This is a genomic window from Streptomyces sp. NPDC058308 (genome assembly GCF_042880275.1).
Classification (GTDB): domain Bacteria; phylum Actinomycetota; class Actinomycetes; order Streptomycetales; family Streptomycetaceae; genus Streptomyces.
Window position 1 is genome coordinate 186,940 of record NZ_JBHVZA010000004.1, and the last position, 23,039, is coordinate 209,978.

General features: G+C 73.6%; 22 protein-coding genes. 8 read left to right on the forward strand and 14 right to left on the reverse strand.

What is annotated here, in order from left to right; translation table 11 throughout:
- Nucleotides 1-109 precede the first annotated feature (109 nt).
- The 3 genes from ACFVYL_RS08125 to ACFVYL_RS08135 all read right to left on the reverse strand — a co-directional run bounded on the left by ACFVYL_RS08125 (nt 110) and on the right by ACFVYL_RS08135 (nt 3,272).
- Nucleotides 110-1,387 (reverse strand): HRDC domain-containing protein, encoded by a 1,278-nt coding sequence (locus ACFVYL_RS08125; RefSeq protein WP_389713715.1) that lies wholly within the window; start codon nt 1,385-1,387, stop codon nt 110-112.
- A 78-nt stretch (nt 1,388-1,465) separates the two neighbouring features.
- Complete coding sequence (locus tag ACFVYL_RS08130) at nt 1,466-2,128, reverse strand: response regulator transcription factor (RefSeq protein WP_030687574.1); 663 nt, start codon at nt 2,126-2,128, stop codon at nt 1,466-1,468.
- A 523-nt stretch (nt 2,129-2,651) separates the two neighbouring features.
- A complete protein-coding gene (locus ACFVYL_RS08135; protein ID WP_389713717.1) occupies nt 2,652-3,272 on the reverse strand; it encodes a DUF3000 domain-containing protein in 621 nt (206 codons plus the stop codon).
- 127 nt (nt 3,273-3,399) lie between these two features.
- Between ACFVYL_RS08135 and hemE the strand changes: the two genes are divergently transcribed.
- Complete coding sequence (gene hemE, locus ACFVYL_RS08140; RefSeq protein ID WP_389713719.1) at nt 3,400-4,473, forward strand: uroporphyrinogen decarboxylase; 1,074 nt, start codon at nt 3,400-3,402, stop codon at nt 4,471-4,473.
- 93 nt (nt 4,474-4,566) lie between these two features.
- Here the strand turns inward: hemE and ACFVYL_RS08145 are convergent, their stop codons facing one another.
- A complete protein-coding gene (locus tag ACFVYL_RS08145; RefSeq protein WP_389713720.1) occupies nt 4,567-5,961 on the reverse strand; it encodes an FAD-dependent oxidoreductase in 1,395 nt (464 codons plus the stop codon).
- 9 nt (nt 5,962-5,970) lie between these two features.
- Entirely contained in the window at nt 5,971-6,984 is a 1,014-nt protein-coding gene (locus ACFVYL_RS08150; RefSeq protein WP_389713721.1) for a DUF4349 domain-containing protein, read from the reverse strand.
- 137 nt (nt 6,985-7,121) lie between these two features.
- Here ACFVYL_RS08150 and hemG point away from each other — a divergent pair, with 137 nt between their 5' ends.
- Both hemG and hemQ read left to right on the forward strand, forming a co-directional pair.
- Nucleotides 7,122-8,573, forward strand: a complete 1,452-nt coding sequence (gene hemG, locus ACFVYL_RS08155) for a protoporphyrinogen oxidase (RefSeq protein WP_389713723.1) — start codon at nt 7,122-7,124, stop codon at nt 8,571-8,573.
- Nucleotides 8,574-8,577: 4 nt separating this feature from the next.
- Complete coding sequence (gene hemQ / locus ACFVYL_RS08160; RefSeq protein WP_389713724.1) at nt 8,578-9,306, forward strand: hydrogen peroxide-dependent heme synthase; 729 nt, start codon at nt 8,578-8,580, stop codon at nt 9,304-9,306.
- Between the two features lie 63 nt (nt 9,307-9,369).
- On the opposite strand, the gene ACFVYL_RS08165 is transcribed toward hemQ, so the two are convergent.
- The 6 genes from ACFVYL_RS08165 to ACFVYL_RS08190 form a co-directional block, all read right to left on the reverse strand.
- Nucleotides 9,370-10,971, reverse strand: coding sequence for an alpha/beta hydrolase (locus tag ACFVYL_RS08165; RefSeq protein WP_389713726.1), 1,602 nt, complete (start codon nt 10,969-10,971; stop codon nt 9,370-9,372).
- Nucleotides 10,972-11,098: 127 nt separating this feature from the next.
- Nucleotides 11,099-11,872 carry a TIGR04222 domain-containing membrane protein gene (locus ACFVYL_RS08170; RefSeq protein ID WP_389713727.1) on the reverse strand — a complete coding sequence of 258 codons (774 nt, stop codon included), beginning with the start codon at nt 11,870-11,872 and terminating at the stop codon, nt 11,099-11,101.
- Nucleotides 11,873-11,971: 99 nt separating this feature from the next.
- On the reverse strand, nt 11,972-12,730 hold the full coding sequence (locus tag ACFVYL_RS08175; RefSeq protein WP_389713729.1) for a DUF4142 domain-containing protein: 759 nt from the start codon (nt 12,728-12,730) through the stop codon (nt 11,972-11,974).
- Nucleotides 12,731-12,872: 142 nt separating this feature from the next.
- Nucleotides 12,873-13,919: a TIGR04222 domain-containing membrane protein gene (locus ACFVYL_RS08180; protein WP_389713730.1), complete on the reverse strand. Its 1,047-nt coding sequence runs from the start codon at nt 13,917-13,919 to the stop codon at nt 12,873-12,875.
- 4 nt (nt 13,920-13,923) lie between these two features.
- On the reverse strand, nt 13,924-15,231 hold the full coding sequence (locus ACFVYL_RS08185; protein WP_389713731.1) for a DUF692 domain-containing protein: 1,308 nt from the start codon (nt 15,229-15,231) through the stop codon (nt 13,924-13,926).
- A 97-nt stretch (nt 15,232-15,328) separates the two neighbouring features.
- Nucleotides 15,329-16,096: a DUF4142 domain-containing protein gene (locus tag ACFVYL_RS08190; RefSeq protein ID WP_389713733.1), complete on the reverse strand. Its 768-nt coding sequence runs from the start codon at nt 16,094-16,096 to the stop codon at nt 15,329-15,331.
- A 388-nt stretch (nt 16,097-16,484) separates the two neighbouring features.
- Here ACFVYL_RS08190 and ACFVYL_RS08195 point away from each other — a divergent pair, with 388 nt between their 5' ends.
- Nucleotides 16,485-17,378, forward strand: a complete 894-nt coding sequence (locus tag ACFVYL_RS08195; protein ID WP_389713735.1) for an NAD(P)H-binding protein — start codon at nt 16,485-16,487, stop codon at nt 17,376-17,378.
- 50 nt (nt 17,379-17,428) lie between these two features.
- A complete protein-coding gene (locus tag ACFVYL_RS08200) occupies nt 17,429-17,794 on the forward strand; it encodes a darcynin family protein (protein ID WP_389713736.1) in 366 nt (121 codons plus the stop codon).
- A gap of 10 nt (nt 17,795-17,804) precedes the next feature.
- Here ACFVYL_RS08200 and ACFVYL_RS08205 read toward each other — a convergent pair whose 3' ends face one another.
- On the reverse strand, nt 17,805-18,566 hold the full coding sequence (locus tag ACFVYL_RS08205; protein ID WP_389713738.1) for a peptidyl-tRNA hydrolase: 762 nt from the start codon (nt 18,564-18,566) through the stop codon (nt 17,805-17,807).
- 79 nt (nt 18,567-18,645) lie between these two features.
- On the opposite strand from ACFVYL_RS08205, the gene ACFVYL_RS08210 reads away from it, so the two are divergent.
- Both ACFVYL_RS08210 and ACFVYL_RS08215 read left to right on the forward strand, forming a co-directional pair.
- The gene (locus tag ACFVYL_RS08210; protein WP_389713740.1) at nt 18,646-19,593 is read left to right on the forward strand and encodes an ATP-binding cassette domain-containing protein; all 948 of its coding nucleotides are present in this window, start codon (nt 18,646-18,648) and stop codon (nt 19,591-19,593) included.
- Nucleotides 19,593-20,261: an ABC transporter gene (locus tag ACFVYL_RS08215; RefSeq protein WP_389713742.1), complete on the forward strand. Its 669-nt coding sequence runs from the start codon at nt 19,593-19,595 to the stop codon at nt 20,259-20,261. Before ACFVYL_RS08210 ends, ACFVYL_RS08215 begins: the two co-directional genes overlap by 1 nt.
- A 229-nt stretch (nt 20,262-20,490) precedes the next feature.
- On the opposite strand, the gene ACFVYL_RS08220 is transcribed toward ACFVYL_RS08215, so the two are convergent.
- Nucleotides 20,491-21,372 carry a polysaccharide deacetylase family protein gene (locus ACFVYL_RS08220; protein WP_389713744.1) on the reverse strand — a complete coding sequence of 294 codons (882 nt, stop codon included), beginning with the start codon at nt 21,370-21,372 and terminating at the stop codon, nt 20,491-20,493.
- A gap of 91 nt (nt 21,373-21,463) precedes the next feature.
- Nucleotides 21,464-22,156 carry an alpha/beta fold hydrolase gene (locus tag ACFVYL_RS08225; RefSeq protein ID WP_389713745.1) on the reverse strand — a complete coding sequence of 231 codons (693 nt, stop codon included), beginning with the start codon at nt 22,154-22,156 and terminating at the stop codon, nt 21,464-21,466.
- A gap of 185 nt (nt 22,157-22,341) precedes the next feature.
- Between ACFVYL_RS08225 and ACFVYL_RS08230 the strand changes: the two genes are divergently transcribed.
- The gene (locus ACFVYL_RS08230) at nt 22,342-22,860 is read left to right on the forward strand and encodes a hypothetical protein (RefSeq protein WP_389713747.1); all 519 of its coding nucleotides are present in this window, start codon (nt 22,342-22,344) and stop codon (nt 22,858-22,860) included.
- The last annotated feature ends 179 nt before the right edge of the window (nt 22,861-23,039 follow it).

Here is a 23,039-nt window from a genome sequence, read left to right on the forward strand (position 1 = left end):
GCCCGAAACCCGCGGTCCGAGACCCGGGGCCCGAGCCCAGAGACCCAGGGTCCGAGACCCAGGGGCCCAGGCCCGAGGCCCGAGCGGGCCCAGCCCCCGCCCCCCACACTCAGGAAAGAGCCCTCGCCAAAACTGGCGTGACCTGCGAGATCTGCCAGGGGCGCGCTCCGTGGGCGGCGAGCGCGGCGGCCACCGAGTCCTGGTCCACCTGAGCCGGAGGCTCCCAGCAGACGCGGCGGACCGTATCCGGAGTGATCAGGTTCTCCTGCGGCATGTTCAGCTGCTCCGCCACCGCGGAGACCGCTGCCCGCGCCGCGGAGAGCCGCGCCGCGGCGGCGGGGTCACGGTCGGCCCAGGAACGGGGCGGCGGCGGCCCCGTCACGGCCTGGCCGGGCTGCGGCAGCTCCGCGTCGGGCAGCGCCTTCGCCCGGTCGACCGCGGCCTGCCACTGCTCCAGCTGGCGCCGCCCCATGCGGTGCCCGAAGCCGGTGAGGCCCGCGAGGGCATGCACGTTGGGCGGCAGCGAGAGCGCGGCCTCGACGATCGCTCCGTCGCTGAGCACCTTGCCCGGCGAGACGTCCCTGCGCTGCGCGATCCGGTCGCGCGCGGTCCACAGCTCCCGTACGACCGCCATCTGCCGGCGCCTGCGCACCTTGTGCATGCCGGACGTCCGGCGCCAGGGATCCTGGCGGGGCGGCGCGGGCGGCGCGGAGGCGATGGCGTCGAACTCCTCGCGGGCCCACTCCAGCTTCCCCTGCCGGTCGAGCTCCTTCTCCAGGGCGTCGCGCAGGTCGACGAGGAGCTCGACGTCGAGCGCGGCGTACCGCAGCCAGGGCTCGGGCAGCGGCCGGGTCGACCAGTCGACGGCGGAGTGGCCCTTCTCCAGCACGTATCCGAGCACGCTCTCGACCATCGCGCCCAGCCCCACCCGGGGGAATCCGGCGAGCCGGCCCGCGAGTTCCGTGTCGAAGATCCGCGACGGAACCATGCCTATCTCCCGCAGGCACGGCAGATCCTGGGTGGCCGCGTGCAGGACCCACTCGGTGTCGCCGATGGCCGCGTCGAGGCCGGAGAGGTCGGGGCAGGCGACGGGGTCGACGAGCGCCGTGCCGGCGCCCTCGCGGCGGAGCTGGACGAGATAGGCGCGCTGGCCGTACCGGTAGCCGGAGGCGCGCTCGGCGTCTACGGCGACGGGGCCGGTGCCCGCGGCGAACGCGGCGACCGTCGCGGCGAGGCCCTCCTCGTCGGCGATCACCGGCGGGATGCCGTCACGCGGCTCGAGCAGGGGGATCGGCAGCCCTTCGGAGGAGAGGCCGTCGTCGTCCGGAGGGGCGCCTCCGGTGGTTCGCAGTGAACTGTCTGCTGCGGTCTCTTGGGCGTCGGTCACCTGTCAAGGGTATCTGTGTATGGAGAGCGCCCGTCGACGGAACGTTCCGTCGACGGGCGCGATAGGGGTGTAAATGAGTCAGTGGATGATTCCGGTGCGCAGCGCGACCGCCACCATCCCGGCTCTGTCACCCGTGCCGAGCTTGCGCGCGATCCGGGCGAGGTGGCTCTTCACGGTCAGGGCGGACAGGCCCATCGAGACGCCGATGGCCTTGTTGGACTGGCCCTCCGCGACCAGGCGAAGGACCTCGACCTCACGCCCCGACAGTTCGCGGTAGCCGCCGGGGTGGCTCGGGGCGCCCGGCGGGCGGCGGTGCATGCGGGCGGCGGCCGAGCCGATCGGGGCGGCGCCGGGACGGGTGGGGAGTCCGACGTTCGTACGGGTGCCGGTGACGACGTAGCCCTTGACGCCGCCCGCGAGGGCGTTGCGCACGGCGCCGATGTCGTCGGCGGCGGAGAGGGCGAGCCCGTTGGGCCAGCCCGCAGCACGGGTTTCGGAGAGGAGCGTCAGGCCGGAGCCGTCGGGGAGGTGGACGTCTGCGACGCAGATGTCCCGGGGGTTGCCGATGCGGGGACGAGCCTCCGCGATCGACGAGGCCTCGATGACGTCGCGTACACCGAGCGCCCACAGGTGGCGGGTGACGGTGGAACGGACGCGGGGGTCGGCCACGACGACCATGGCGGTCGGCTTGTTCGGGCGGTAGGCGACCAGGCTTGCGGGCTGCTCGAGGAGAACGGACACCAGGCCTCCTGGGTGGGGGGACGGGAGGGACCGGCTCGGGGAGGAAGCCGGGACGAACCGTGCTTTCAAGGTCACAAACCTCTTCGGCACCAAACGCATCCGCCTTTAGGGAATGATCACGATTTAGTGAGAGAGAATTGGGGCAATTCGGACATGCGCTCGATCATCCGAAGATCAAACCGAACACGCCCTCTTCCGGGTGACCTCCCACGGACAAACCTCGCGGCACGCAGCCGCAGGGGACGACGGGGCAGGGACAGGCCCGGGTGCCCGGCCGCCCGGGTCAGCCCCACGCGGCCACCCGGCCGCCCGCTCCCCACGCGGCCACCCGCTCCCCACGCGGCCACCCGGCCGCCCGCTCAATGGCCGACCGCTCAGTGGCCGCGTCGACCGGCCGGGAATGATCGAGAACCCGCCATCACCGGTCGCGATGCACCGTGACCGGGCGAGAACCGACCACGGGTCGCGCTCCGGCGCCGGCCACCACCCGCTGCCCGCCGTGCCCCCCGTACCCCCGTACCCCTCAAGGAGAAAGCGGGCCCCGGCGCTGGGGGAGGGAGACCACGGAACCGTCCCCGGGCCCCGCCGGCGGCAGCCCCGCGACCTGGCAGAGCAGATCGCACCACGCGGCAAGGTGTGCCCCCGTGTCCGGCACCCCGCCGCGGGTCTCCTCCCGGGGCGTCCACGAGGCCCGGATCTCGATCTGTGAGGCGGGCGGGCGCTCCGAGAGGCCGCCGAAGTAGTGCGATCCCGCACGGGTCACCGTGCCGCTCGCCTCGCCCGCGCAGAGCCCGCGCGCCTGCAGCGCACCGGTCAGCCACGACCAGCACACCTCCGGCAGCAGCGGATCCGCCGCCATCTCCGGTTCCAGTTCCGCCCGGACGAGCGTGACCAGCCGGAAGGTGCCCTGCCAGGCATCGTGTCCGGACGGATCGTGGAGCAGTACGAGCCGCCCGTCCGCGAGGTCCTCCTCGCCGTCGACGACCGCCGCCTCCAACGCGTACGCGTACGGCGCGAGCCGCTGCGGTGCCCGCGTCGGGTCGATCTCGATCTCCGGCCGCAGCCGTGCCCCCCGCAGCGCCTCGACCGCCGCGCGGAAGGGCAACGGAGCCGAATCCGCCACCTTCCCCTCCGAACTCTCCATCTCGCCAGCGTCGTCCGACCGTTGTCCCTGAGCCGCAGCCATGCGGGGAAGGTTAAGGGGAACGGCGGCTTCGCGCAGGGAGAGACACCCGTGAGGGGGTTCTCGGTCAACGTGCGAGACTTTCCGCGTGAGTGCCAATGACAGCCGAGGCCCCGAGGGCCGGCAGAACGCAGCGACGTACGACTCCCCCTTCATGAAGGCGTGCAGGCGCGAGGCCGTGCCGCACACGCCGGTCTGGTTCATGCGGCAGGCGGGGCGCTCACTGCCCGAGTACCGCAAGGTCCGTGAGGGCACCGCCATGCTGGAGTCCTGCATGCGGCCCGACCTCGTCACCGAGATCACGCTGCAGCCGGTCCGCCGCCACAACGTGGACGCCGCGATCTACTTCAGCGACATCGTCGTCCCGCTCAAGGCGATCGGCATCGACCTCGACATCAAGCCCGGCGTCGGGCCCGTCGTCGAGAAGCCGATCCGCACCCGCGCCGACCTCGCGCAGCTGCGGGACCTCACGCCGGACGACGTCCACTACGTCACCGAGGCGATCGGGATGCTCACCGCCGAGCTCGGTTCGACGCCGCTCATCGGGTTCGCGGGGGCGCCCTTCACCCTCGCGAGCTACCTCGTGGAGGGCGGTCCGAGCCGCAACCACGAGCACACCAAGGCCCTGATGTACGGCGACCCGCAGCTCTGGGCCGACCTGCTGGACCGGCTCGCGGAGATCACCGGCGCCTTCCTGAAGGTGCAGATCGAGGCGGGCGCGAGCGCCGTGCAGCTCTTCGACTCGTGGGTGGGCGCCCTGTCGCCCGCCGACTACCGCCGCTCGGTGATGCCCGCGTCGGCCAAGGTCTTCGACGCGGTCGCCTCGTACGGCGTGCCCCGCATCCACTTCGGTGTCGGCACGGGCGAGCTGCTCGGGCTGATGGGCGAGGCCGGTGCCGACGTCGTGGGCGCCGACTGGCGGGTGCCGATGGACGAGGCCGCGCGCCGCGTCGGGCCCGGCAAGGCGCTGCAGGGCAACCTCGACCCGGCCGTCCTCTTCTCCACGCGCGAGGCCGTCGAGACCAAGGCCGACGAAGTGCTCGCGGCGGCGAAGGACCTGGAGGGGCACATCTTCAACCTCGGGCACGGCGTCCTGCCGACCACGGACCCCGAGGCGCTGACCCGCCTCGTGGAGTACGTCCACACGCGTACGGCCGGCTGAACGGAGTCCGTCCGAAAGATGTCCGAAAAGGGTCCCTGCCCGGGTGGGCGGGGACCCTTCTCGGTGCGGCTCAGAGGGTTCGAAGACAGGCTCTCAGTCCCGGTCCGCCCGTACCGCCGCCACCGCCTTGCGGGCTGCCACCAGGATCGGGTCCCACACCGGCGAGAACGGCGGCGCGTACCCGAGGTCGAGCGCCGTCATCTGCTCCACCGTCAGCTGCGCCGTGAGCGCGACCGCCGCCACGTCGACGCGCTTGCCCGCCCCCTCGCGGCCGACGATCTGGACACCGAGGAGGCGTCCCGTGCGCCGCTCGGCGAGCATCTTCACCGTCATGAGGGCCGCCCCGGGGTAGTAACCAGCCCTGCTCGTCGACTCGATGGTCACCGTCACGAACTGGAGCCCGGCGGCCCGCGCGTCCTTCTCGCGCAGGCCGGTGCGGGCGATCTCCAGGTCGCAGACCTTGCTGACGGCCGTGCCGACGACGCCCGGGAACGTCGCGTAACCCCCGCCCACGTTCGATCCGATGACCTGCCCGTGCTTGTTGGCGTGCGTGCCGAGCGCGATGTGCCGTTCGCGCCCCGACACCAGGTCGAGGACCTCCACGCAGTCACCGCCCGCCCAGACGACCCCGCCCGCCTCGGGTCCGCGCACCCGCATCGCGAGGTCGGTCAGCAGTCCGCCGTGCTCACCCAGCGGCAGCCCCGCCTCCCGGGCGAGCGTCGTCTCGGGACGTACGCCGATGCCGAGCACCACCACGTCCGCCGGGTACTCGGCGTCCTCCGTGGCCACCGCCCTGACCCGGCCGTCCGCACCCGTGAGGATCTTGGTGACCTCGGTGCCGTTGACCATGGCGATGCCCATGCCGGTCATCGCGTCGTGCACGAGGCAGCCCATGTCCGGGTCGAGCGTCGACATGGGCTCCTTGCCGCGGTTGACGACCGTGACCTCGTAGCCGCGCTTGATCAGCGCCTCGGCCATCTCGACGCCGATGTACCCCGCGCCGATCACCACGGCCCTGCGGCCCGGCGTCCGCGCCAGGGTGTCGAGCAGGGCCTGGCCGTCGTCGAGCGTCTGCACGCCGTGCACGCCGGGGGCGTCGATGCCGGGCAGCCGCGGGCGGACGGGCCGCGCGCCGGTCGCGACGACGAGCTTGTCGTACGACGTCCAGTACTCCTCGTCCGCGTCGAGAGCGCGGGCCAGGACACGCCGCCCCGCGAGGTCGATCCTGACCACCTCCGTGCGCGTGCGCAGATCGATCTCCCGCTCGCGGTGCTGCTCGGGCGTCCGCGCGATCAACTGGTCCCGGTCCCCGACGTCGCCGCCCACCCAGTAGGGGATGCCGCAGGCGGAGTACGAGGTGAAGTGGGTCCGCTCGAACGCCACGATCTCCAACTCGTCGGGGCCCTTGAGCCTGCGCGCCTGCGACGCGGCCGACATGCCGGCCGCGTCGCCCCCGATGATCACCAGTCGTTCTCGTGTGCTGCTCATACGGACACGCTACGGCGCGGGGGTCCCGGGCGACGGCCCCTCGGCCGCCGTCCGTTCGGGCGTCCCACCGCCGGTGGTGGGACGGCGCCGCAGCCGGGGCCGGACACCCCGCAGCCACAGGAGAAGGAGCAGCGCCGCCACCGCCGCGAACGGCAGCACCGCGGCGAGGACGACCGCGATCCAGCGCAGCGCCGTGACGAACGCGTCCCAGCCGCCCGCGAGCGCGTCCACGAACGACGGATCGTCGTCCTTCGCCTCGGCCGCCACGGGGCTCTCGGTGAGCGAGAGCGTGATCGTCGCCATGCTGGTGCGGTCCTTCAGGGACGCCCGCTGGGCGAGCAGCGCCTCCAGATCCGCCTGGCGGGTGCTCAACTCCCCTTCCAGGGCGACCACATCGCTCAGCTTGGTCGCCCTGTCCATCAGCTCCCGCACCCGGGCCACGCTCGCCCGCTGCGACTTCACGCGGCTCTCCACGTCGACGACCTGGTCGGTGACGTCCTGGGCCTTGGCGTCGCGGTCGAGGAGCTTGCCGGTGCCCTCGAGCGCGTCGAGGACGTCCTCGTACGTGTCCTGCGGGACGCGCAGCACGACCCGGGAGCGCTCGCGGCCCTCGTCGTCGCGGGAGGTGTTCTCGTCCCCCACGATGCCGCCGGAGTCCTCGGCGGCCGTGCGGGCCCGGTCAAGGGCCGCGGGCACGTCCTTGACGCGGACGGTGAGGTGCGCGGTGCGGACGATGTGCGTGCCGGCGGGCACGGGTGGCTTCTTCTTGCCCGCGGAATCGGCGGCGCGGGACTTGTCGGCGCCGGACGTGTCGGCGAGGCCGCCGCCGGCGCCCTTGTGGTCCTGCTCGGCGGAGACACCCGCGTCGTGGCTGTCGCCGTCACCGCCCGCGTCGTCGCCCGCGCTGCACCCCGTGAGCGCGAGCGCGGCCGCCAGCAGAACGCCCGAGAGGGCCCGGGCGGTGCGGTGCCGTGAGCGGCGGAGCTGTGACGGGCGGTACGGGGACCTGTCGGTCGAGCGCATCGGCGTACCCCCAAGGAAGTGGTGACTGACGCTCCTTCGACGCAGGAGAGGGGCACAACGGTGGTTGCCGTCCGGTCCCGATGGGGTCACGGTCGGGACTCGCGCGGTTCGAGGAGCACGGCTCGTAGAGTGGGGGCATGCGCGAAACGGACACACGTACGGGCCATGTCGTTGTCATCGGTGGCGGGATCGCCGGACTGGCCGCCGCCCACCGACTGATCACCACCGGGGCCCGCGTGACCGTCCTGGAGGCCTCCGACCGGCTCGGCGGCAAGCTGCTCCCGGGTGAGATCGAAGGCGTCCGCGTCGATCTCGGCGCCGAGTCGATGCTCGCCCGCCGCCCCGAGGCCGTCGCCCTCGCCCGCGAGGTGGGCCTCGCCGACCGGCTGCAGCCGCCCGCCACCGCGACGGCCGCGATCTGGACCCGCGGGGCCCTTCGCCCCATGCCCAAGGGCCACGTCATGGGCGTGCCCGGCGACGCGTCCGCCCTCTCCGGAGTGCTCTCCGACGAGGGCCTGCACCGCATCGAGCAGGACCGTGACCTGCCGCCCACCGAGGTCGGCGACGACGTCGCGGTCGGCGAGTACGTCGCAGCGCGCCTGGGCCGCGAGGTCGTCGACCGCCTCGTGGAGCCGCTGCTCGGCGGGGTCTACGCGGGGGACGCGTACCGCATCTCGATGCGCTCGGCCGTCCCGCAGCTCTTCGAGGCGGCCCGCACGCACGACTCCCTCACCGAGGGCGTCCGCGCCATCCAGGCCCGCGCCGCCAAGAACCAGCAGACCGGGCCCGTCTTCATGGGCATCGAGGGCGGCATCGGACAACTGCCGCTCGCCGTCGCGGAATCGGTACGCGCGCGGGGCGGTGAGATCCGTACCGGGACGCCGGTCACCGAGCTGCGGCGCACCCCCGAGGGCTGGCAGGTCGCCACGGGGGAGCAGATCATCGAAGCCGACGCCGTGGTCGTCGCCGTGCCCGCCTATGCCGCCGCGGCGCTGCTCGGCGTCGAGGCGCCCGCCGCCGCGGCCGAGCTCGCGGGCGTCGAGTACGCCTCCATGGCCCTGATGACCCTCGCCTACCGCCGCAGCGAGACCGACCTCCCCGAAGGCAGCGGTTTTCTCGTGCCGCCCGTCGACGGGCACACCATCAAGGCGTCCACCTTCGCCTCGCGCAAGTGGGGCTGGATCGCCGAGGAGGACCCCGACCTGCTGGTTCTGCGTACGTCGGTGGGGCGGTACGGCGAGACGGAGATCCTCAAGCGCGAGGACGCCGAGCTCGTCGAGCTCTCCCGGCACGACCTGCGCGCGGCCACCGGCCTGACCGCCGCCCCCGTCGCCACCCGCGTCACGCGCTGGCACGACGGCCTGCCGCAGTACCCCGTCGGCCACCACGCGCGCGTGGCCCGCGTCCGCGAGCACGTGAGCAAGCTGCCCGGCCTCGTCGTGTGCGGAGCGGCGTACGACGGAGTGGGCATCCCCGCCTGCGTCGCGAGCGCCAACGCCGCCGTCGACCAGCTGGCCGGGGACCTCTCCGGTGTGCAGGAGCTCACCAGGAACCCGGTGCAGAGCCTGCACGGCGGCGGAGGAGAATAGGGCCATGAGTGACGACGCCCCCGCCAAGAGCCCGAACGCGGGCAAGAAGGCCAAGGACCTCAACGAGGTCATCCGCTACACGCTGTGGTCCGTCTTCAAGCTGCGAGACGTGCTCCCCGATGACGGCACGGTCCGCGCGGGCTACGCCGACGAGGTCCAGGACCTGTTCGACCAGCTTGCCGCCAAGGACATCACCGTCCGCGGCACGTACGACGTCTCCGGCCTGCGCGCCGACGCCGACGTCATGATCTGGTGGCACGCCGAGACCTCCGACGAGCTGCAGGAGGCCTACAACCTCTTCCGCCGCACGAAGCTCGGCCGCGCCCTGGAGCCCGTCTGGTCGAACATGGCGCTGCACCGCCCCGCCGAGTTCAACAAGTCGCACATCCCGGCGTTCCTCGCCGACGAGACGCCGCGCAATTACGTCAGCGTCTACCCCTTCGTGCGCTCCTACGACTGGTACCTGCTGCCCGACGAGGACCGCCGCCGCATGCTCAAGGACCACGGCATGATGGCCCGCGGCTACCCCGACGTGCGCGCCAACACGGTCGCCTCGTTCTCCCTCGGCGACTACGAGTGGCTCCTCGCCTTCGAGGCCGACGAGCTGTACCGCATCGTCGACCTCATGCGACACCTGCGCGCCTCCGAGGCCCGTATGCACGTACGCGAAGAGGTGCCGTTCTACACCGGCCGCCGCAAGTCCGTGTCCGAGCTGGTGGCGGGCCTCGCCTAGCCGGTAGGCGCGGACAACGACGAGAGGCCGGACCCCGACGGGCCCGGCCTCTGGTGCGTGTGTTCAGCGCTCCCTCGGCAGTCCCGCCGTCCGCACGCCGGACGTCGGCCGGGGCTCCGCGCGGGGTGCACACGCCGCGCGCCGCGCGGGGAGCCTGCCCTCCAGGAGGTACGCGTCCAGGTGCTCGTTGACGCACCGGTTGGGGCCGCCGCCGATGCCGTGCGTGCCCGCCTCCCGCTCGGTCACCAGGACCGAACCGGCCAGCCTGCGGTTGAGCTCCTGCGCTCCCGCGTACGGCGTCGCGGCGTCCCGCTCGGCGGCCAGGATCAGCGTCGGGGGCAGCGCGCCCTCGGGCGTGCCGACATCGACGGGATGCTGCCGGGGCGCGGACCAGTAGGCGCACGGCAGGTTCATCCAGGCGTTGTCCCAGGTCTCGAAGGGCGCCACGCGCGCGAGGCGTGTGTTGTCGCGGTCCCAGGTGGCGAAGTCGGTGGGCCACGCCGCGTCGTTGCACTCCACGGCCGTGTAGACGGCGTTGGAGTTCTCCGCCTCCGCGGCCCCCCTCGGCTCGGGCGCGGCCTGCTCGATCAACGGCTTCGGGTTGCCCTTCAGGTACGCGGAGAGCGCCGCGGCACGCATCGGCCAGTAGTCGTCGTAGTACCCGGCCTGGAGGTAGGCGGACTGCAGCTGCCCGGGGCCGACGCTGCCGCCCGCGGGCTTGCGGGCCAGCTCCGCGCTCACCTTGTCGTAGCTGCGCAGGACCTGCTCGGGCGTCTTCCCCAGGTGGTACGTCTTGTCGTGCTTGGCCACCCACGCGCGGAAGTCCGCCCACCGCCGCTCGAACGCGAAGGACTGTTCGAGGTTGTTGCCGTACCAGATCTGCGCGGGGTCGGGGTTGACCGCCGAGTCGAAGACCATGCGCCGCACGTGCGAGGGGAAGAGCGTCGCGTAGACGGCCCCGAAGTACGTGCCGTACGAGGCGCCCAGGAACGTCAGCTTCTTCTCGCCGAGCGCCGCCCGCACCACGTCCAGGTCGCGCGCGTTGTTCAGCGTCGAGTAGTGGCGCAGCCCGGGGTTGCGGGACGCGCACCCGCGCGCGTACGCCTTCGCCCGCGCGATGCGCTTTTGCTTGTACGCGTCGTCGGGGTGGACCGGCGCCTGCGTGGGCGCCTTGAGGTAACCCTTCGGGTCCTGGCAGGACAGCGGCGCGGAGCGGCCGACCCCGCGCGGGGCGTAGCCGACCAGGTCGTACGCCGCCGCGATGCGCTTCCACTCGGGCAGGGCGCCCACCAGTGGGAAGTACGTGCCAGAGGCGCCGGGGCCGCCGGGGTTGAAGACCAGCGAGCCCTGCCGGGCGACCGCCTTGCCGCCGGCCTTCTTGGTGGACCTGGTGCGGCTGACGGTCAGTTTGATCTGCTTGCCCCGCGGGTGGGCGTAGTCGAGGGGCACGGAGACGGTGCCGCACCGGATGGACGGTGGCAGGCCCTCGGCCTTGGCGCAGGCGCCCCAGTGGATCCCGGCGGCCTCGGCGTGCTGGGCCGCGACGGCGGTGCCGTGCGTCTCGGGGGAGGGCGGGGCGCCGCTCGCGCTTCCCGCGGGGGCGGCGACGAGGGCGGTCAGGACCAGGGATCCGGCGGTTCCGTAGCGGGCGGCTGCTGCTCTCATCGCGCTTGTCTACCCCTTTTGTTCGGATGTGCGTCCGGAAGTACTCGAAATAACGGCCAGTACTCGAACAAAAGGGATGATTCGTGTGGTAAGCGACGAAGTAAAGCACCGCCCCGCCGGTGTCGGCTCATTGACCCCGTTGCGCCACTCCCCGGTGCGGCCGGTGCGAGAAGGCCGCCCGCAGCTCCGGGTCGCCGGTGGCCCGGACCCCGCGCACCGCCACGGCGGTCAGTCCGTCGCCGCGTGCGGGCAGGGCGCCGAGGAGGCGCTGGCCCGCGGGGGACGCCCACCGCGTGTACGGATGGACCTCAAGGCGGGCGATGAGCAGACAGGCCGTGCACACCAGGAGCGGCAGCGCGAACCAGAGCGCGACGGGCACCTGTCCGGCACCCGGGCGCTCCTGGGGCGGCATCAGCACGGCGACGGCGCCGAGGGCGAGGACCGCCACCGTCGCGGCCCGCACCTGGCGCACCGCGGCCGCGACGCCCGAACCGGCCTCCTCCGGGACGGCGAGGCCGGCCGTGACGAGCCGGTCCGCGAGGGCCCGCACCGGGTCGGCGGCGGCCGCGCCCTGCCGTATCCGCCCTATCCGCGACTGCCCCGCGGGCCCGATCGCGCCGAGCACCGAGCGCTCCATGTCGTCGCGGCCCACCGGGTCGACGACGGTCGCCCAGCCGGTGTGCGCGATCAGCAGCCGCCGGGCCCTGGCCATCGCGACGAGTGTCACGTCGGCGACGCGGGCGGGGCCGCCGGAGAGGAAGGCCGCTTCGTAGAGGGTGAGTTCGTGCCCGCGGCCCGCGGCCTTCTCCTGGGCGGCGGCGCGGCTCGCGGCGAGGCAGAGCCGGCCGCAGGACAGGCCGGCTGCGGCCCAGGCGAGGAGGAACAGAGGGACCCAGAACATGGCGGTGTTCTAATCGACGTCGCCGCATTGCGCCACGGCTTATTCACCATGCGGACACCGGGTGACGGGTAGGTAACGTTCCGTTTGTGGCCCCGGGTCTCACTGCTCCCTCTCCGGCTTCGGGCGGGAGACCGCCGGGGGCAGGGGGAACGTGGGCGACGGGCTGACCGGCGTGGCCGAGCCGGGGGCGTCCGTCGGGCCCGGTGGCGCCGGCGAGCGGGTTACCGGGCCCGCGGGGCCGGAGGTCGCCGCGTCCCGGGCGAGGCCGTCGAAGTCGACGAGGCCGGTGCCCTCGAGGACCTTGATGTGGTCGAGGACGGTGCTGTTGGCGTCGTCGGCCAGGGCGCGCACCAGCGCGTTGCGGGTGTTCGCGCGCACCTCCGCGACCAGCGCGAAGACCGTGCCGTGGGCGCGGCGCAGGATGTTCGCGAACTTCTGCTGGTACGCCTCGCCCCGTGCGCCGCTCAACTCCGCGAGCCACGCCCGCTGTTGGCCGCTCGGCTGGCTGGGCAGTTCGAGGCTGAGCCGGGTCGCGACCTCGCGGACGCGCGCGTCCAGGAACGTGTGGCCCGCCACGAGGTGTTCGCCCGCGGTGCGCACGGCCTTGGTGGTGCCGCGCTCCTCGGCCTGCTGCCCGGCGGGCAGCTCCCACAGGCCCGCGAGGCGCACCCGGGTGATGAAGTCCCGGTCCAGGGCGGACAGCGGCCCGAAGTCGGTCGAGACGGCCTCGGAGTTGAGCCGGTCGAGCCCGGTGCCCGAGCGGTCCTCGTAGGACCAGAGAGGGAAGATCAGCGCGGTCAGGGTCGCGACGAGCCCCGCGACGATGAGGCCGGTGCCGTTGATGGTTCGGGATCGCATGACGCCTCCTGTTGCGCCACCGCACGTTAGTGCGCGTCGGGAGGGGCGCGGTCCGATACGGCCGGGAGTACGTCAACTGCCTTATGCGGGGCCTCGTGCGGCGGGCTCGGCGTGCGCCCTCGGGGCGAGGATGCCGCCCTGCTCAACTTGACCCGCCACCACAGGAGGAACCGCCTCCGCACGAGGACCCGCCCCCGCAGGACGAGCCGCCGTCGCACGAGGACCCGCCCCCGCATGACGACCCGCCCCCGCCGCACGAGGACCCGCCCCCGTCGCTCCCGCCGCCCGAGCCGCACCAGACAGGCGTCCCGCCGCCCGAGGGCGAGCTCCCCGGCGACGGATCCCGGTACGGGGCGTGGTGCGAGCTCGTGGCGGTCACCGGCCGGCCCTGTGCCCGGGCGGCGGCGGTCAGGTGGCCCCGCAGGTCCGGGTGGGCCGCCGCGAGACCGCGGGTCGCCACCAGGTGGGCCGCACCCGTGAGGTGCCGCGCGGCGGCGACGTACTCGCGCAGCGCGTACCGTCCGGCGACGGTGCTCTGTTTCGACGTGACCGAGAGGCAGATCATGCCGCTCGCCACGCCGAGGACGGCGGCGGGCAGCAGGGCCAGGAGGTCGTCGAGCGGCGCGCCGGAGCTGCCCGGCTCCAGGCCGGCCTCCACGTGCGCGGCGCCGTGTTGCAGCAGGACCAGCGCGGCGGCCACCACGAGCCCGAAGAGGGTCAGGAAGGCCTGCGCCCCGGCCCGTCGCCGCCACTTCCGCTGACGCCCCGGCCGCACCACGAGCCCGCGCCGCGCGAGCTCCTCGCCCGTCTCCTGCACCGGCGCGCTCCGCATCACGGCCGCCCGCAGCCAGTGCAGCGCACCGTGGGGCGCCGCGGTGTGGGCGTCGATGACTGCCTGCTCGCCGGCGTTCCCGGCCGTCCGCGCGGTGACGCCGACGACGCCGGGCCCGGCGAGGACGAGGCGGCCGTCCTCGTGCAGCCCCGCGATCAGCGCGTCGGCGGCGCGGGCGGGCCCGCCGGAGAGGAACGCGGCCTCCAGGGTGCCGCGGACGAACACGCCGTGCTCGGCGTCGCGCGGTGGCCTCGCCCGGTGCGGGGGCCGGGTGCGGCGGGCCGCCGTCACGCCCCGGATCAGCTCCATGGCGGCGAGCGAGACGACGAGCGTGTAGCCGACGACCACGATGCTCATGACGTCACCGCCCCATCAGGACCCGGCGGGTGGCGTGCAGCAGCCTGGTGCCGGGCCGCCGCGACAGCGGCGCCGGGCCCGAGCGCTCAAGCCACCAGTCGCTCAACCGCCGCCGGGCGGCCGCGTCCCCGGGCCGCCCGGCGAGCAGCAGGTGCTCGGCGAAGTGCAGCGCGTCCTGGCGGTAGCCGCCGGTCATCGGGCGGGTCCTGGCGTACGCGAGGAACTCGGCGCGGTACGCCGCGCCCAGGATCCCGGGAAGCTCGGGCGCGACCTTCGCGACGACGTCGGCCCGCTTGGCGGCTAGGGCCTGGCTCTGCACTTTCAGCCGCGTGTGGTCGAAGCCCTCGGGCGCCGGGGTGCCCGCGACGAGCGCGGAGAGCAGCGCGGTCTGGGCGAGCGCGGTGCGCTGGCGGGCGGCGGGGGAGGCGGGCGGCGCCTCGCGCGGGAGGTCCTCGACGACCGGCGCGGGCAGCTCGCCGGAGGTCTTCACGGTGGCCCGTATCGCGTCCAGCTCCCGTTCCAGTTCAGCCGGTTCGGGGAAGTTCTCGTCCCGCTCCAGGAGGACACCGGGCGGGCAGATGCGGGCCGCGAGGTCGGCGAGGATCGCGAGAACGGGCTCGGGCACCGGATGCGCGTGGCTGTCGTGCCACACGCCGTCGCGCTCGAAGCCGCCCGCCACATGGACGTAGGCGATGGCCTCGACGGGCAGTTCGGCCAGGGCCTTCGAGGGGTCCTCGCCGCGGTTGACGTGGTTGGTGTGCAGGTTGGCGACGTCGATGAGCAGCCGTACGCCCGTGCGCTCAACAAGCTCGTACAGGAACTGTCCCTCCGTCATCTCCTCGCCGGGCCAGGCGATCAGCGCCGCGATGTTCTCCACGGCGAGCGGTACGGGGAGCGCGTCCTGCGCGATGCGGACGTTCTCGCAGAGCACGTCGAGCGCGTCACGGGTGCGCGGCACCGGAAGCAGGTGCCCGGCCTCCAGGGGCTGCGTGGCGGTGCGGGCGCCGCCCGCGCGTACGAACGCGATGTGCTCGGTGACCAGCGGCGAGCCGAGGGCGTGCGCCCGCTCGGCGAGCGCGGTGAGCCGCCCCTCGTCGGGGCGGTCCGCGCCGCCGAGACCCAGCGAGACGCCGTGCGGCACGACGGTCACGCCGCGCTCGCGCAGCCGCAGCAGGGAGTCGGGCAGATGGCCCGGGCAGAGGTTCTCCGCGACGGCCTCGACCCAGTCGATGCCGGGCATCGCCTCCACGGCGTCCGCGATCTCGGGCCGCCAGCCGATTCCGGTCCCCAGTCGCAGCTTCGGACTCCGCATGTCGCTCCCCCTTCGTCCCCCAGGCCCCCCGGCCCCTCGTTGCCAGGACCATGACCCCGGCGGGCGGCGGCGAACCCTCGGGTGGAGACGTTCAGAGCTACATTTGAGGTTCCGGCCGGCCGGTGTTCACCTCGCCGGGCGGCGCGGGCGAGGGCCGGGACGTGGTCGACACGTCGCCGCTCGGCCCGGCGGGCTCCGGCTGCGGGGGAGTGGCCCCGGACGGTGGCGGAGGCCCGGTGGGGCTGGCGGTCGCGGTCGACGCGGCGCCGTTCGCGATCCCGTCGAAGTCGACGAAACCGGTGGACTCCAGCATCGTGATGTGGTCCAGGACGGTCTGGTTGGAGTCCGTCGCGAGCTGGCGGACGAGCGAGTTGCGGGTGCTGTCGCGGACCTGCGCGATCACGGCGAACACCTTGCCGTGCGACGCGCGCAGCAGGTTCGCGAACTTGCGCTGGTACGTCTCGCCGCTCGCCGCGGTCAACTCGTCCAGCCAGCCCCGCTGCTGCTCGGTGGGCTGGTTGGGCAGTTCCACGCCGAGCTGCGCGGCGGCCGCGCGGACCCGCTTGTCGAGGTCGGTGTGGCCGACGATGAGATGGTCCCCGGCCTCCTTGACGGCCTCGGTCGGCGCGCGTTCGACGGCCTGCTGGCCCGCGGGTATCTCCCACAGCCCCGCGAGCCGCACCTTCACGAGCAGGTCCCGGTCGGCCGCGGAGAGCGGCCCCCACCGGGTGGCGACGGTCCCGGCGGCCAGATTGGCCTGGCCGGTCCCGGAGCGGTCGGCGTAGGACCACACGGGGAACGCGATCGCGCCCAGTGTGGCGACGAGTGCCGCGATGATCAGAGCCGTGCCGTTGACGCGCCGCAAGGTGCCTCCCGTGGTGCTCCCGTGTCGCCGGTGGTACTGAGGAGTACGGAAGATACGGGCGGGGCGTTCAACCGCGCGAGATGTGGGGCGGCATGGACGCGGGGGAGCGCCACGCCTCGTTCGCCGAGCTCGTCGCCTATGAGCGGCGATCGTTCGAGCGGCTGCGGGCGAGCTGTTGTGGGCGAGCGGCTGTGGGACGACGGCTGACCCGCCCGGCCCACCCCCGCGTCCGGCATCGCACCGGTCCAGGCTGACGCTCTAAAACCGCTGCTCAACGCGGTAATTCCACCTCAAGCAATAATCCCGTGCCGAAGTTCCCATTGTGGCAACGATGGGCCTCTCCGCAGGATGAGGGTCGTACCCAACCGCCACGACCCACGAGGTTTTCATGATCGTCATTACTGCTCCCACCGGGAACATCGGCCGCCAACTGCTGCCCCTGCTCCTGGAGTCCGCCCCCACCCGCGGCGAAGAGCTGCGCGTGGTGGTGCGCGATCCCGCCCGGCTTCCCGACGCGGTCCGCGAGCGGGTCGAGGTGATCACCGGCTCGCACGGCGACGCCGAGGTCGTCGACCGGGCCTTCGACGGTGCGGACGCCGTGTTCTGGCTCGTCCCGCCGGACTCCTCGCAGACGCCGGAGGAGGCTTACACCGGCTTCAGCCGGCCCGCCGCGAAGGCGCTCACCGCCCACGGCGTCAGCCACGTCGTCGGCGTCTCCGCGCTCGGCCGCGGCACTCCCGTCGCGGACCGCGCGGGACTGGTCACCGCCTCCCTCGCCCTGGACGACTTCATCGCGGGCACCGGCGTCGCCTACCGGGCGCTGGCCAACCCGTCGTTCTTCGAGAACCTGCTCGAAGAGACCGACTCCCTCCGTGAGCGGGGCCTCTTCACCGACGCCGCCGACCCCGACCGCCCGGCCCCCTTCGTCGCCGTCGCGGACATCGCCGCCGTCGCCGCCGACCTCCTTCTTGAGCGCTCGTGGACCGGCACCGGCAGCGTCCCGCTCCACGGGCCGCAGGACCTGTCGCCGAACGACCTCGCCCGCATCATGACCGAGCAGCTCGGCCGCCCCGTCCGCTTCGAACGCCAGCCGCTCGACGAGCTGTACACCACCCTCGTCGGCTACGGCCTGGACGGCGCGTTCGCGCAGGGCATCTGCGACATGAAGCGGGCCAAGGACGAGGGCCTCGACGCGGGAGTCGCCCGCACTCCGGAGGCCGCCGCCCGCACCACCTTCGAGCAGTGGTGCGCCCGGACGCTCAAGCCCGCCGTCCACGCCTGACCACACCACCACCGTCCGCCGCTCCGCTCGCCGCTTTGGAGGCACGCATCATGTCCACCCAGGAATCCGCCCCGCCCGTCACCGCGTTCATGCTCGTCAAGACCACACCCGAGTGGCTCGCCATGACCCCGCAGGAACGCGTGGACGCCTTCGTGACCGAGGTCATCCCCGCGGTCAAGGCCAAGACCACCGGCGTCCGCTCACGCTTCTACGACACGGAGTTCTACTCCACCCGCGTCACCGACGTCTGGGTCTGGGAAGCCGACGACCACAACGCCTACCAGCTCCTCGTCGACGCCCTGCGCGAAACCCCCTTCTGGGACCGCTACTTCGACGTCGTCGACCTCCTGGTCGGCACCGAGAACGGCTACGCCCGTACGTACGGACTGGAGGCCGTCACCACCATCAGCACCTGATCAGCGGGCTCTACGGACGGTCTTCGCGCGGGAGCTTCGCCACGCGGTCCACCCCTTCGACCGCGACGGTGCTGCCGGGCGCGATCTCCGTGAAACCCGCGTCGCGGACCACCGGGTTGCCGCCCGCGGTCACCTCGCGCCAGTGCTCCGCGTCGGCGGTGCGGACGGCGAACGGGAAACCGGCGTCGCGCCAGGCCGCGCGCTCCTCGTCCGACAGCTCCCACCAGGCCAGCTGGGCGCCGTGGCCCGCCTGGGCCATCGACTTGCCCGCCGTCATCTCGATGTGGGGGTTGAGCCAGAGCACGGGGTGCGTCGGGTCGGCGCCCGGCGGCGGCTCCGGATCGTCGAGTTCGGTGCCGGAGACCTGGAGCCTGGCCAGCTCCCTGGGCCAGCCGTCCAGGGGTACGGGCGGGTAGACGCGGACCTCCGCCGACTCGCCGGTGACCGTGATGCCGGGCAGCGCCCCGGCCTTGCGCCACTCGGCGCCCCTGGCCCGCCGCACCACCTTGCGGATGCGGGCGTCCTGCCAGTCGCGCATCGCCTGCGCCCACTCGCCGTCGCCGAGGGAGCGCTCGTCGCTCAGCATCACCAGGACGGCGCGGGCCGCGGTCTCCAGCGCGTCCGTGCGGGCCGGGGGAGCGCCGCGCTCGATCCGCGCGACCAGCGGCAGGACATACTGCGGGGCCTCGTCGCGCGAAGCGATCTCATGGTTGAACGGGCTGCCCTCCGCGGGCGGCATGGCGGGGGTGGTGGTCGTCTCGTCGCTGCTCACGCCCGCCAGTCTGCCAGCCCCCTCCCGCCCCTTTGGGCCCCGCCCGGCCGGGCGGGGCCCGTACGCGAGGATGGCCCGCATGGAACGTGATCTCGCCGTACGGCTCGACGGGGTGGGCCGTCGTTACGGCATGGGCGGCGCATGGGTGCTGCGCGGAGTCGATCTCGGCATACCGGAGGGCGCCCTGGTACGCGTTGAGGGTGGCAACGGCACGGGGAAGTCAACCCTGTTGAGGCTCCTCGCCGGTATCGACGCGCCCTCCGAAGGGCGGGTGTCCGGACGTGCGCGCACGGCGTTCGTCCCCGAGCGGTTCCCGGCCGCGCTGCCCTTCACCGCGGTCGGCTACCTCACCCACCTGGGCAGCGTCCACGGCCTCGCGCGCGGCGTGGCCCGCCGCCGCGCGACGGAGTGGCTGGAGCGCTTCGGCGCCGACGAGTACGCGCGGACGCCGCTGGCGGAGCTCTCCAAGGGCAGCAGCCAGAAGGTCGCCGTGGCGCAGGCGCTGCTTGCCGACCCCGGACTGCTGGTCCTCGACGAGGCATGGACGGGCCTGGACGCCCTCGCCCGCGCCGAACTCGACCGCGCGGTGAGTGAGCGCACGGCGGCGGGCGGCTCCGTGGTCTTCGTCGACCACGATCCGCGCCGCCTCCAGGGGGTGGCGGACGAGACGTACGTACTGGCGGGGTCGGCGCTGAACCGCCGTGCGGAGCAGGCGACTTCGCCGCCGTGGCAGGGGCCGGTGGTGCTCATCGAAACCCAGGGCCCGCCGGGCGCCGGACTCCCGGCCGCGGTGACGGCGGCGGCCGTGGCGGTGTCGGCCGTGGGGGTGTCGGCCGTGACGGTGGGCCCGGACGCGCCCGCCGGTCTCACGCGCCTCACGGTCCCCGAACCCCACTCGGACCGGATCCTGCGGGAACTGCTGACGGCACGACCGCCGTGGCACGTGGCGAAAGTGGTGAGGGCGGCGGAAGCGGCGAAGGTGGACGCTGTGGAGCCGTCGGAAACGACGGACGGGGAGGAGCTGTGATGCGTGCCCTGCTGCGCTACCAGACCGCGCTGCTGGTGCGGTCCCAGCGGTGGCTCCCGCCCGTGATCCTGTACGCCGTCTTCCTCGGCATCGGCGTGCAGGGCGGGCAGCCCGTCCTGGACTCGCTCGCGTACGCCGCGGGCGGGCTGCTGCCCGTGACCGCCTGGCTGGTACGGATCTGTGTGACCAACGAGCCGCCCGCGGCCCGCGGTTGTACCGCGGCGGCCGCCGGGCCGGGGCGGGCCCACCTCGCCTCGCTGCTCGCCGCCTTGTTCGCGGCGGCCGCGCTCGGCGGGGCGGCGGTCCTCGTCGTGACCGCCATCAGCGACGCGTCGAGCACGAATGCGCGGGTGCCGGTGCCGCGGTTGCCCGCGGGGGCGGCCGGTCTCCTTGCGATGCTCGTCAGCGCGCTGCTCGGCACGGCGCTCGGCGCGCTCGCCAACTGGCCGCTGCTGCGCTCGGCGGGACGGGCCGTCCCCGCGCTACTGCTCGGTGCGCTGTTCCTGCTGGTCACCACGGGGTCCCCGGCGAAGTCGGTCCTCACCGACCTGACCACAGGGTCGCGGGAGGGCGCGGTGCCGGTGCCGTTGGGCGCGCTCGCGGGGGCGGTGGCCGTCGCGGCGGCGGCCATGTGGGGGGCGTGCACGCTCAGTTCACGGCGGAGCTGACCGGGGGGCGAGCGGTGCGTACGGGTACGCCCCGCCTCGCCCCGGACACGCCGAGCGCTCCGCCTCCTGCCACGTACAGACCGCACAGAGCGTGACACCCTCGTGGGACTCCGGATACCCGGTGGGCGCGCGGCACCGCACACACGCGGTGTCGCGCGGCACCGCACACACTCGGCGAAGGGCTCGCCCGCCGCTGCCGCGCGGTGGTCCTCGTCATCCGCCATGCCGGTCAGCCCCGTGCTCCCGCCGTCCCCGCCGCCCCCGACGACCGGATCTGCTCCGACACCCGCACGAACCGGTACCCGCGCTCGCGCAGCTCCGGGACGATCGTGCGCAGGGCGCGCTCGGTGGCGGGCGCCGCGCTGCGCGTGCAGTGCATGACCACGACCGAGCCGGGGCGCACCCCGTCGAGCACCTGCCGGGCCACCGCGCCGGAGTCGGTCGCGAAGGCGTCGCCGCTGACCACGTCCCACTGCACGGCGGTGACGCCGCCGGGCGCGAGGGCACGCAGGGCCTGCCGGTCGTAACAGCCGCCGGGGAAGCGGAAGTACGGCACCGGGTGTGCGACGCCCGCCGTGCGGAAGGCGGCGAAGGCGCGCTCCATGTCGGCGCGCATGCGGGCGGCGGGCACGGTCGGCAGGCCGTAACAGCTGCCGGTGAAGGCGTGGTGGCTGTACGAGTGGTTGGCGACCTCGAAGAGGGGGTCGCGGCCGATGTCCTTGGCCTGGCCCGCGTACTCCTCGGCCCACCGGCCCGTCATGAAGAACGTGGCGGGCACTTTCAGCCGCCGCAACGTGGCGACCAGCGCCGGATTGTCGAACCGTTCCCCGGCCGCCGCGCGCCGCCCCTGGTCCGCGGTCATGTCGGCGTCGAAGGTGAGGGCGACGGTGCGGCCGTGCTTGCGGGAGCCGTTCGTGAACACCGGGGTCAGTCCGGCGGGGCCCGGCGCGAGGGTGGGCGGTGCGGACGGTGAGGGGGCGGCGGTGGCCGCCGCGGTCCGGTCGGGGCGGCCCGCGTGACCGGGCGTGCCGGGGGCGCCGGCGCATCCGGCGAGGGCGGTCAGGGTGCCGAGGGCGCAGAGCGCGGCGCATCTCCGTACGAGAGTGATCACCCGGTCAAGATATAGGCATTAATACGGCAAATAGGACAACCGGTCGTGTCGCCCCGCCCACCGCCACCCGTCCGGGGCCCCGGCGCTCACCTCACAGCCAGCCGTCCAGGGAGCCCATGAACGCGTCGAAGTCGTCGCGGTGGATGGTGTGTCCCGCGCCCCGGACCGTACGCACCTCGAAGCCGCGCCGCGCCAGCTCCGCCTTGAGCGTGTCGTCGACGACGATGCTGGGGTCCGCCACCTGCACCAGCGAAGGGACGACCGGCGCCGCCGGGATGTGGTCGACGGCGCCCGCGCCGGAGATCGACAGCGCGGTGTCCGGGTCCCAGGCGGCCAGCGTGGCGACCTCGACGTCCACGTCGGCCTCCTCCCAGCGAGGGTTGAACTTCGCTATCAGATGGCGCGGAATCCGCCGGAACTCCACGAACATCGCGGGGTCGACCGCGCCCTCGGCGCCGAGCGCCCACGCCGGGTCGGAGTAGACGGCCCGCGCGGGGGCGAGCCGCTCCGCCGCGAGGGCCAGCGCGAGAGCGCCGAGCGAGTGCCCGATCGCGAGCTCGGCGCCGGACGGCAGGGTCTCGACGAGGTCGTCCGCGAAGATCTCCGCACCGTACGCACCGCGCCCGCTCGCGCCGTGCCCCCGCAGGTCCACGCCGATCACGCGGTATCCCTTGCCCGCGAGTGCGGGCCCCACGCGCCGCCACGTGCGGTGGTCCGACATGATCCCGTGGACCAGGAGGGCGACGCGGTCGCCGGTCCCCCACTCGTGGGTGTGCAGCTTCATGGTTGGTCCTCTCATCTGCGCGTCTGCTCGACGCGACCCGCTCGTCCGGGGGCGGCCCCCACGGTATGACGCACGGAATATGGTCTGTGCACGGACCATGCGGCCACGGGGTGCGTCGAGGCGGCCTCGGATCAGCCCCAGAAGTGCGGCCTCGGATCAGCCCCAGAAGTGACGGAGGAACCACGATGCGGCCGGTACAGCGCGACGACGTACGGCAGTTGGCGAAGACCTGGGCCGACCGGGCCCGCGCCGACGCGCTGCGGAACGGGGAGGAGCCGCCGCCCGCGTTCGGCGCGATGTCCGACGAACAGCGCACGCCGCTGTTCCGCGAAGCGCACTACTGGCACACGCTCGCGTCCGGGATGTTCCTTGAGCAGACCGCCCCGCCCCGCCCCACCGGGGCGAACGTCCGGGCCATGCGTGCTCACCTGGGGGCGTGCTGCGAGCAACTGCGCTCGATGATGGAGGCGCGCGGCGAGCTGCTGCCGGAGGGCGCCCGCGAGCAACTCGCGGCGATCGAACTGCGCGTGGCCGAGTCGGTGGACCTGGTGGAGAACGCGGGCCCGGACTGGGCGCGGGAGGCCGACGCCACCTGGCACGAACTGATGCGGTGGGCCCGCCTCCTGGACTACGACCCCTCGCGCACGTCCGGCGCCTGGGTCCCGGAGGGGTGGAACGACTTCGCCGGTCTGTACCTGGTGTAGGGCCTGTAGAGCCCTCGCCCCCGGGCGGAACGGGCGACCGGCGACACCCCTCTTCCCTGACGGCCCGTACCGCACGCGTCGCGCTGACGTCTCGCTCACGCGCCCCGTACGCCCCACCCGTCACCGCGCATCGGATATGCCCGTCATAGCCCATCACCTGGCCGTTTATCGGCTGTTGA

Bases quoted from the DNA above. Each gene is read 5' to 3' on its own strand.
- ACFVYL_RS08215 (WP_389713742.1), top strand. From the start codon at position 19,593: ATGCGTGCCCTGCTGCGCTACCAGACCGCGCTGCTGGTGCGGTCCCAG.
- ACFVYL_RS08230 (WP_389713747.1), top strand. From the start codon at position 22,342: ATGCGGCCGGTACAGCGCGACGACGTACGGCAGTTGGCGAAGACCTGG.
- ACFVYL_RS08225 (WP_389713745.1), bottom strand. From the start codon at position 22,156: ATGAAGCTGCACACCCACGAGTGGGGGACCGGCGACCGCGTCGCCCTC.
- ACFVYL_RS08210 (WP_389713740.1), top strand. From the start codon at position 18,646: ATGGAACGTGATCTCGCCGTACGGCTCGACGGGGTGGGCCGTCGTTAC.
- hemQ (WP_389713724.1), top strand. From the start codon at position 8,578: ATGAGTGACGACGCCCCCGCCAAGAGCCCGAACGCGGGCAAGAAGGCC.
- ACFVYL_RS08200 (WP_389713736.1), top strand. From the start codon at position 17,429: ATGTCCACCCAGGAATCCGCCCCGCCCGTCACCGCGTTCATGCTCGTC.
- ACFVYL_RS08195 (WP_389713735.1), top strand. From the start codon at position 16,485: ATGATCGTCATTACTGCTCCCACCGGGAACATCGGCCGCCAACTGCTG.
- hemG (WP_389713723.1), top strand. From the start codon at position 7,122: ATGCGCGAAACGGACACACGTACGGGCCATGTCGTTGTCATCGGTGGC.
- ACFVYL_RS08150 (WP_389713721.1), bottom strand. From the start codon at position 6,984: ATGCGCTCGACCGACAGGTCCCCGTACCGCCCGTCACAGCTCCGCCGC.
- ACFVYL_RS08135 (WP_389713717.1), bottom strand. From the start codon at position 3,272: ATGGAGAGTTCGGAGGGGAAGGTGGCGGATTCGGCTCCGTTGCCCTTC.
- ACFVYL_RS08145 (WP_389713720.1), bottom strand. From the start codon at position 5,961: ATGAGCAGCACACGAGAACGACTGGTGATCATCGGGGGCGACGCGGCC.
- ACFVYL_RS08165 (WP_389713726.1), bottom strand. From the start codon at position 10,971: ATGAGAGCAGCAGCCGCCCGCTACGGAACCGCCGGATCCCTGGTCCTG.
- ACFVYL_RS08180 (WP_389713730.1), bottom strand. From the start codon at position 13,919: ATGAGCATCGTGGTCGTCGGCTACACGCTCGTCGTCTCGCTCGCCGCC.
- ACFVYL_RS08175 (WP_389713729.1), bottom strand. From the start codon at position 12,730: ATGCGATCCCGAACCATCAACGGCACCGGCCTCATCGTCGCGGGGCTC.
- ACFVYL_RS08185 (WP_389713731.1), bottom strand. From the start codon at position 15,231: ATGCGGAGTCCGAAGCTGCGACTGGGGACCGGAATCGGCTGGCGGCCC.
- ACFVYL_RS08170 (WP_389713727.1), bottom strand. From the start codon at position 11,872: ATGTTCTGGGTCCCTCTGTTCCTCCTCGCCTGGGCCGCAGCCGGCCTG.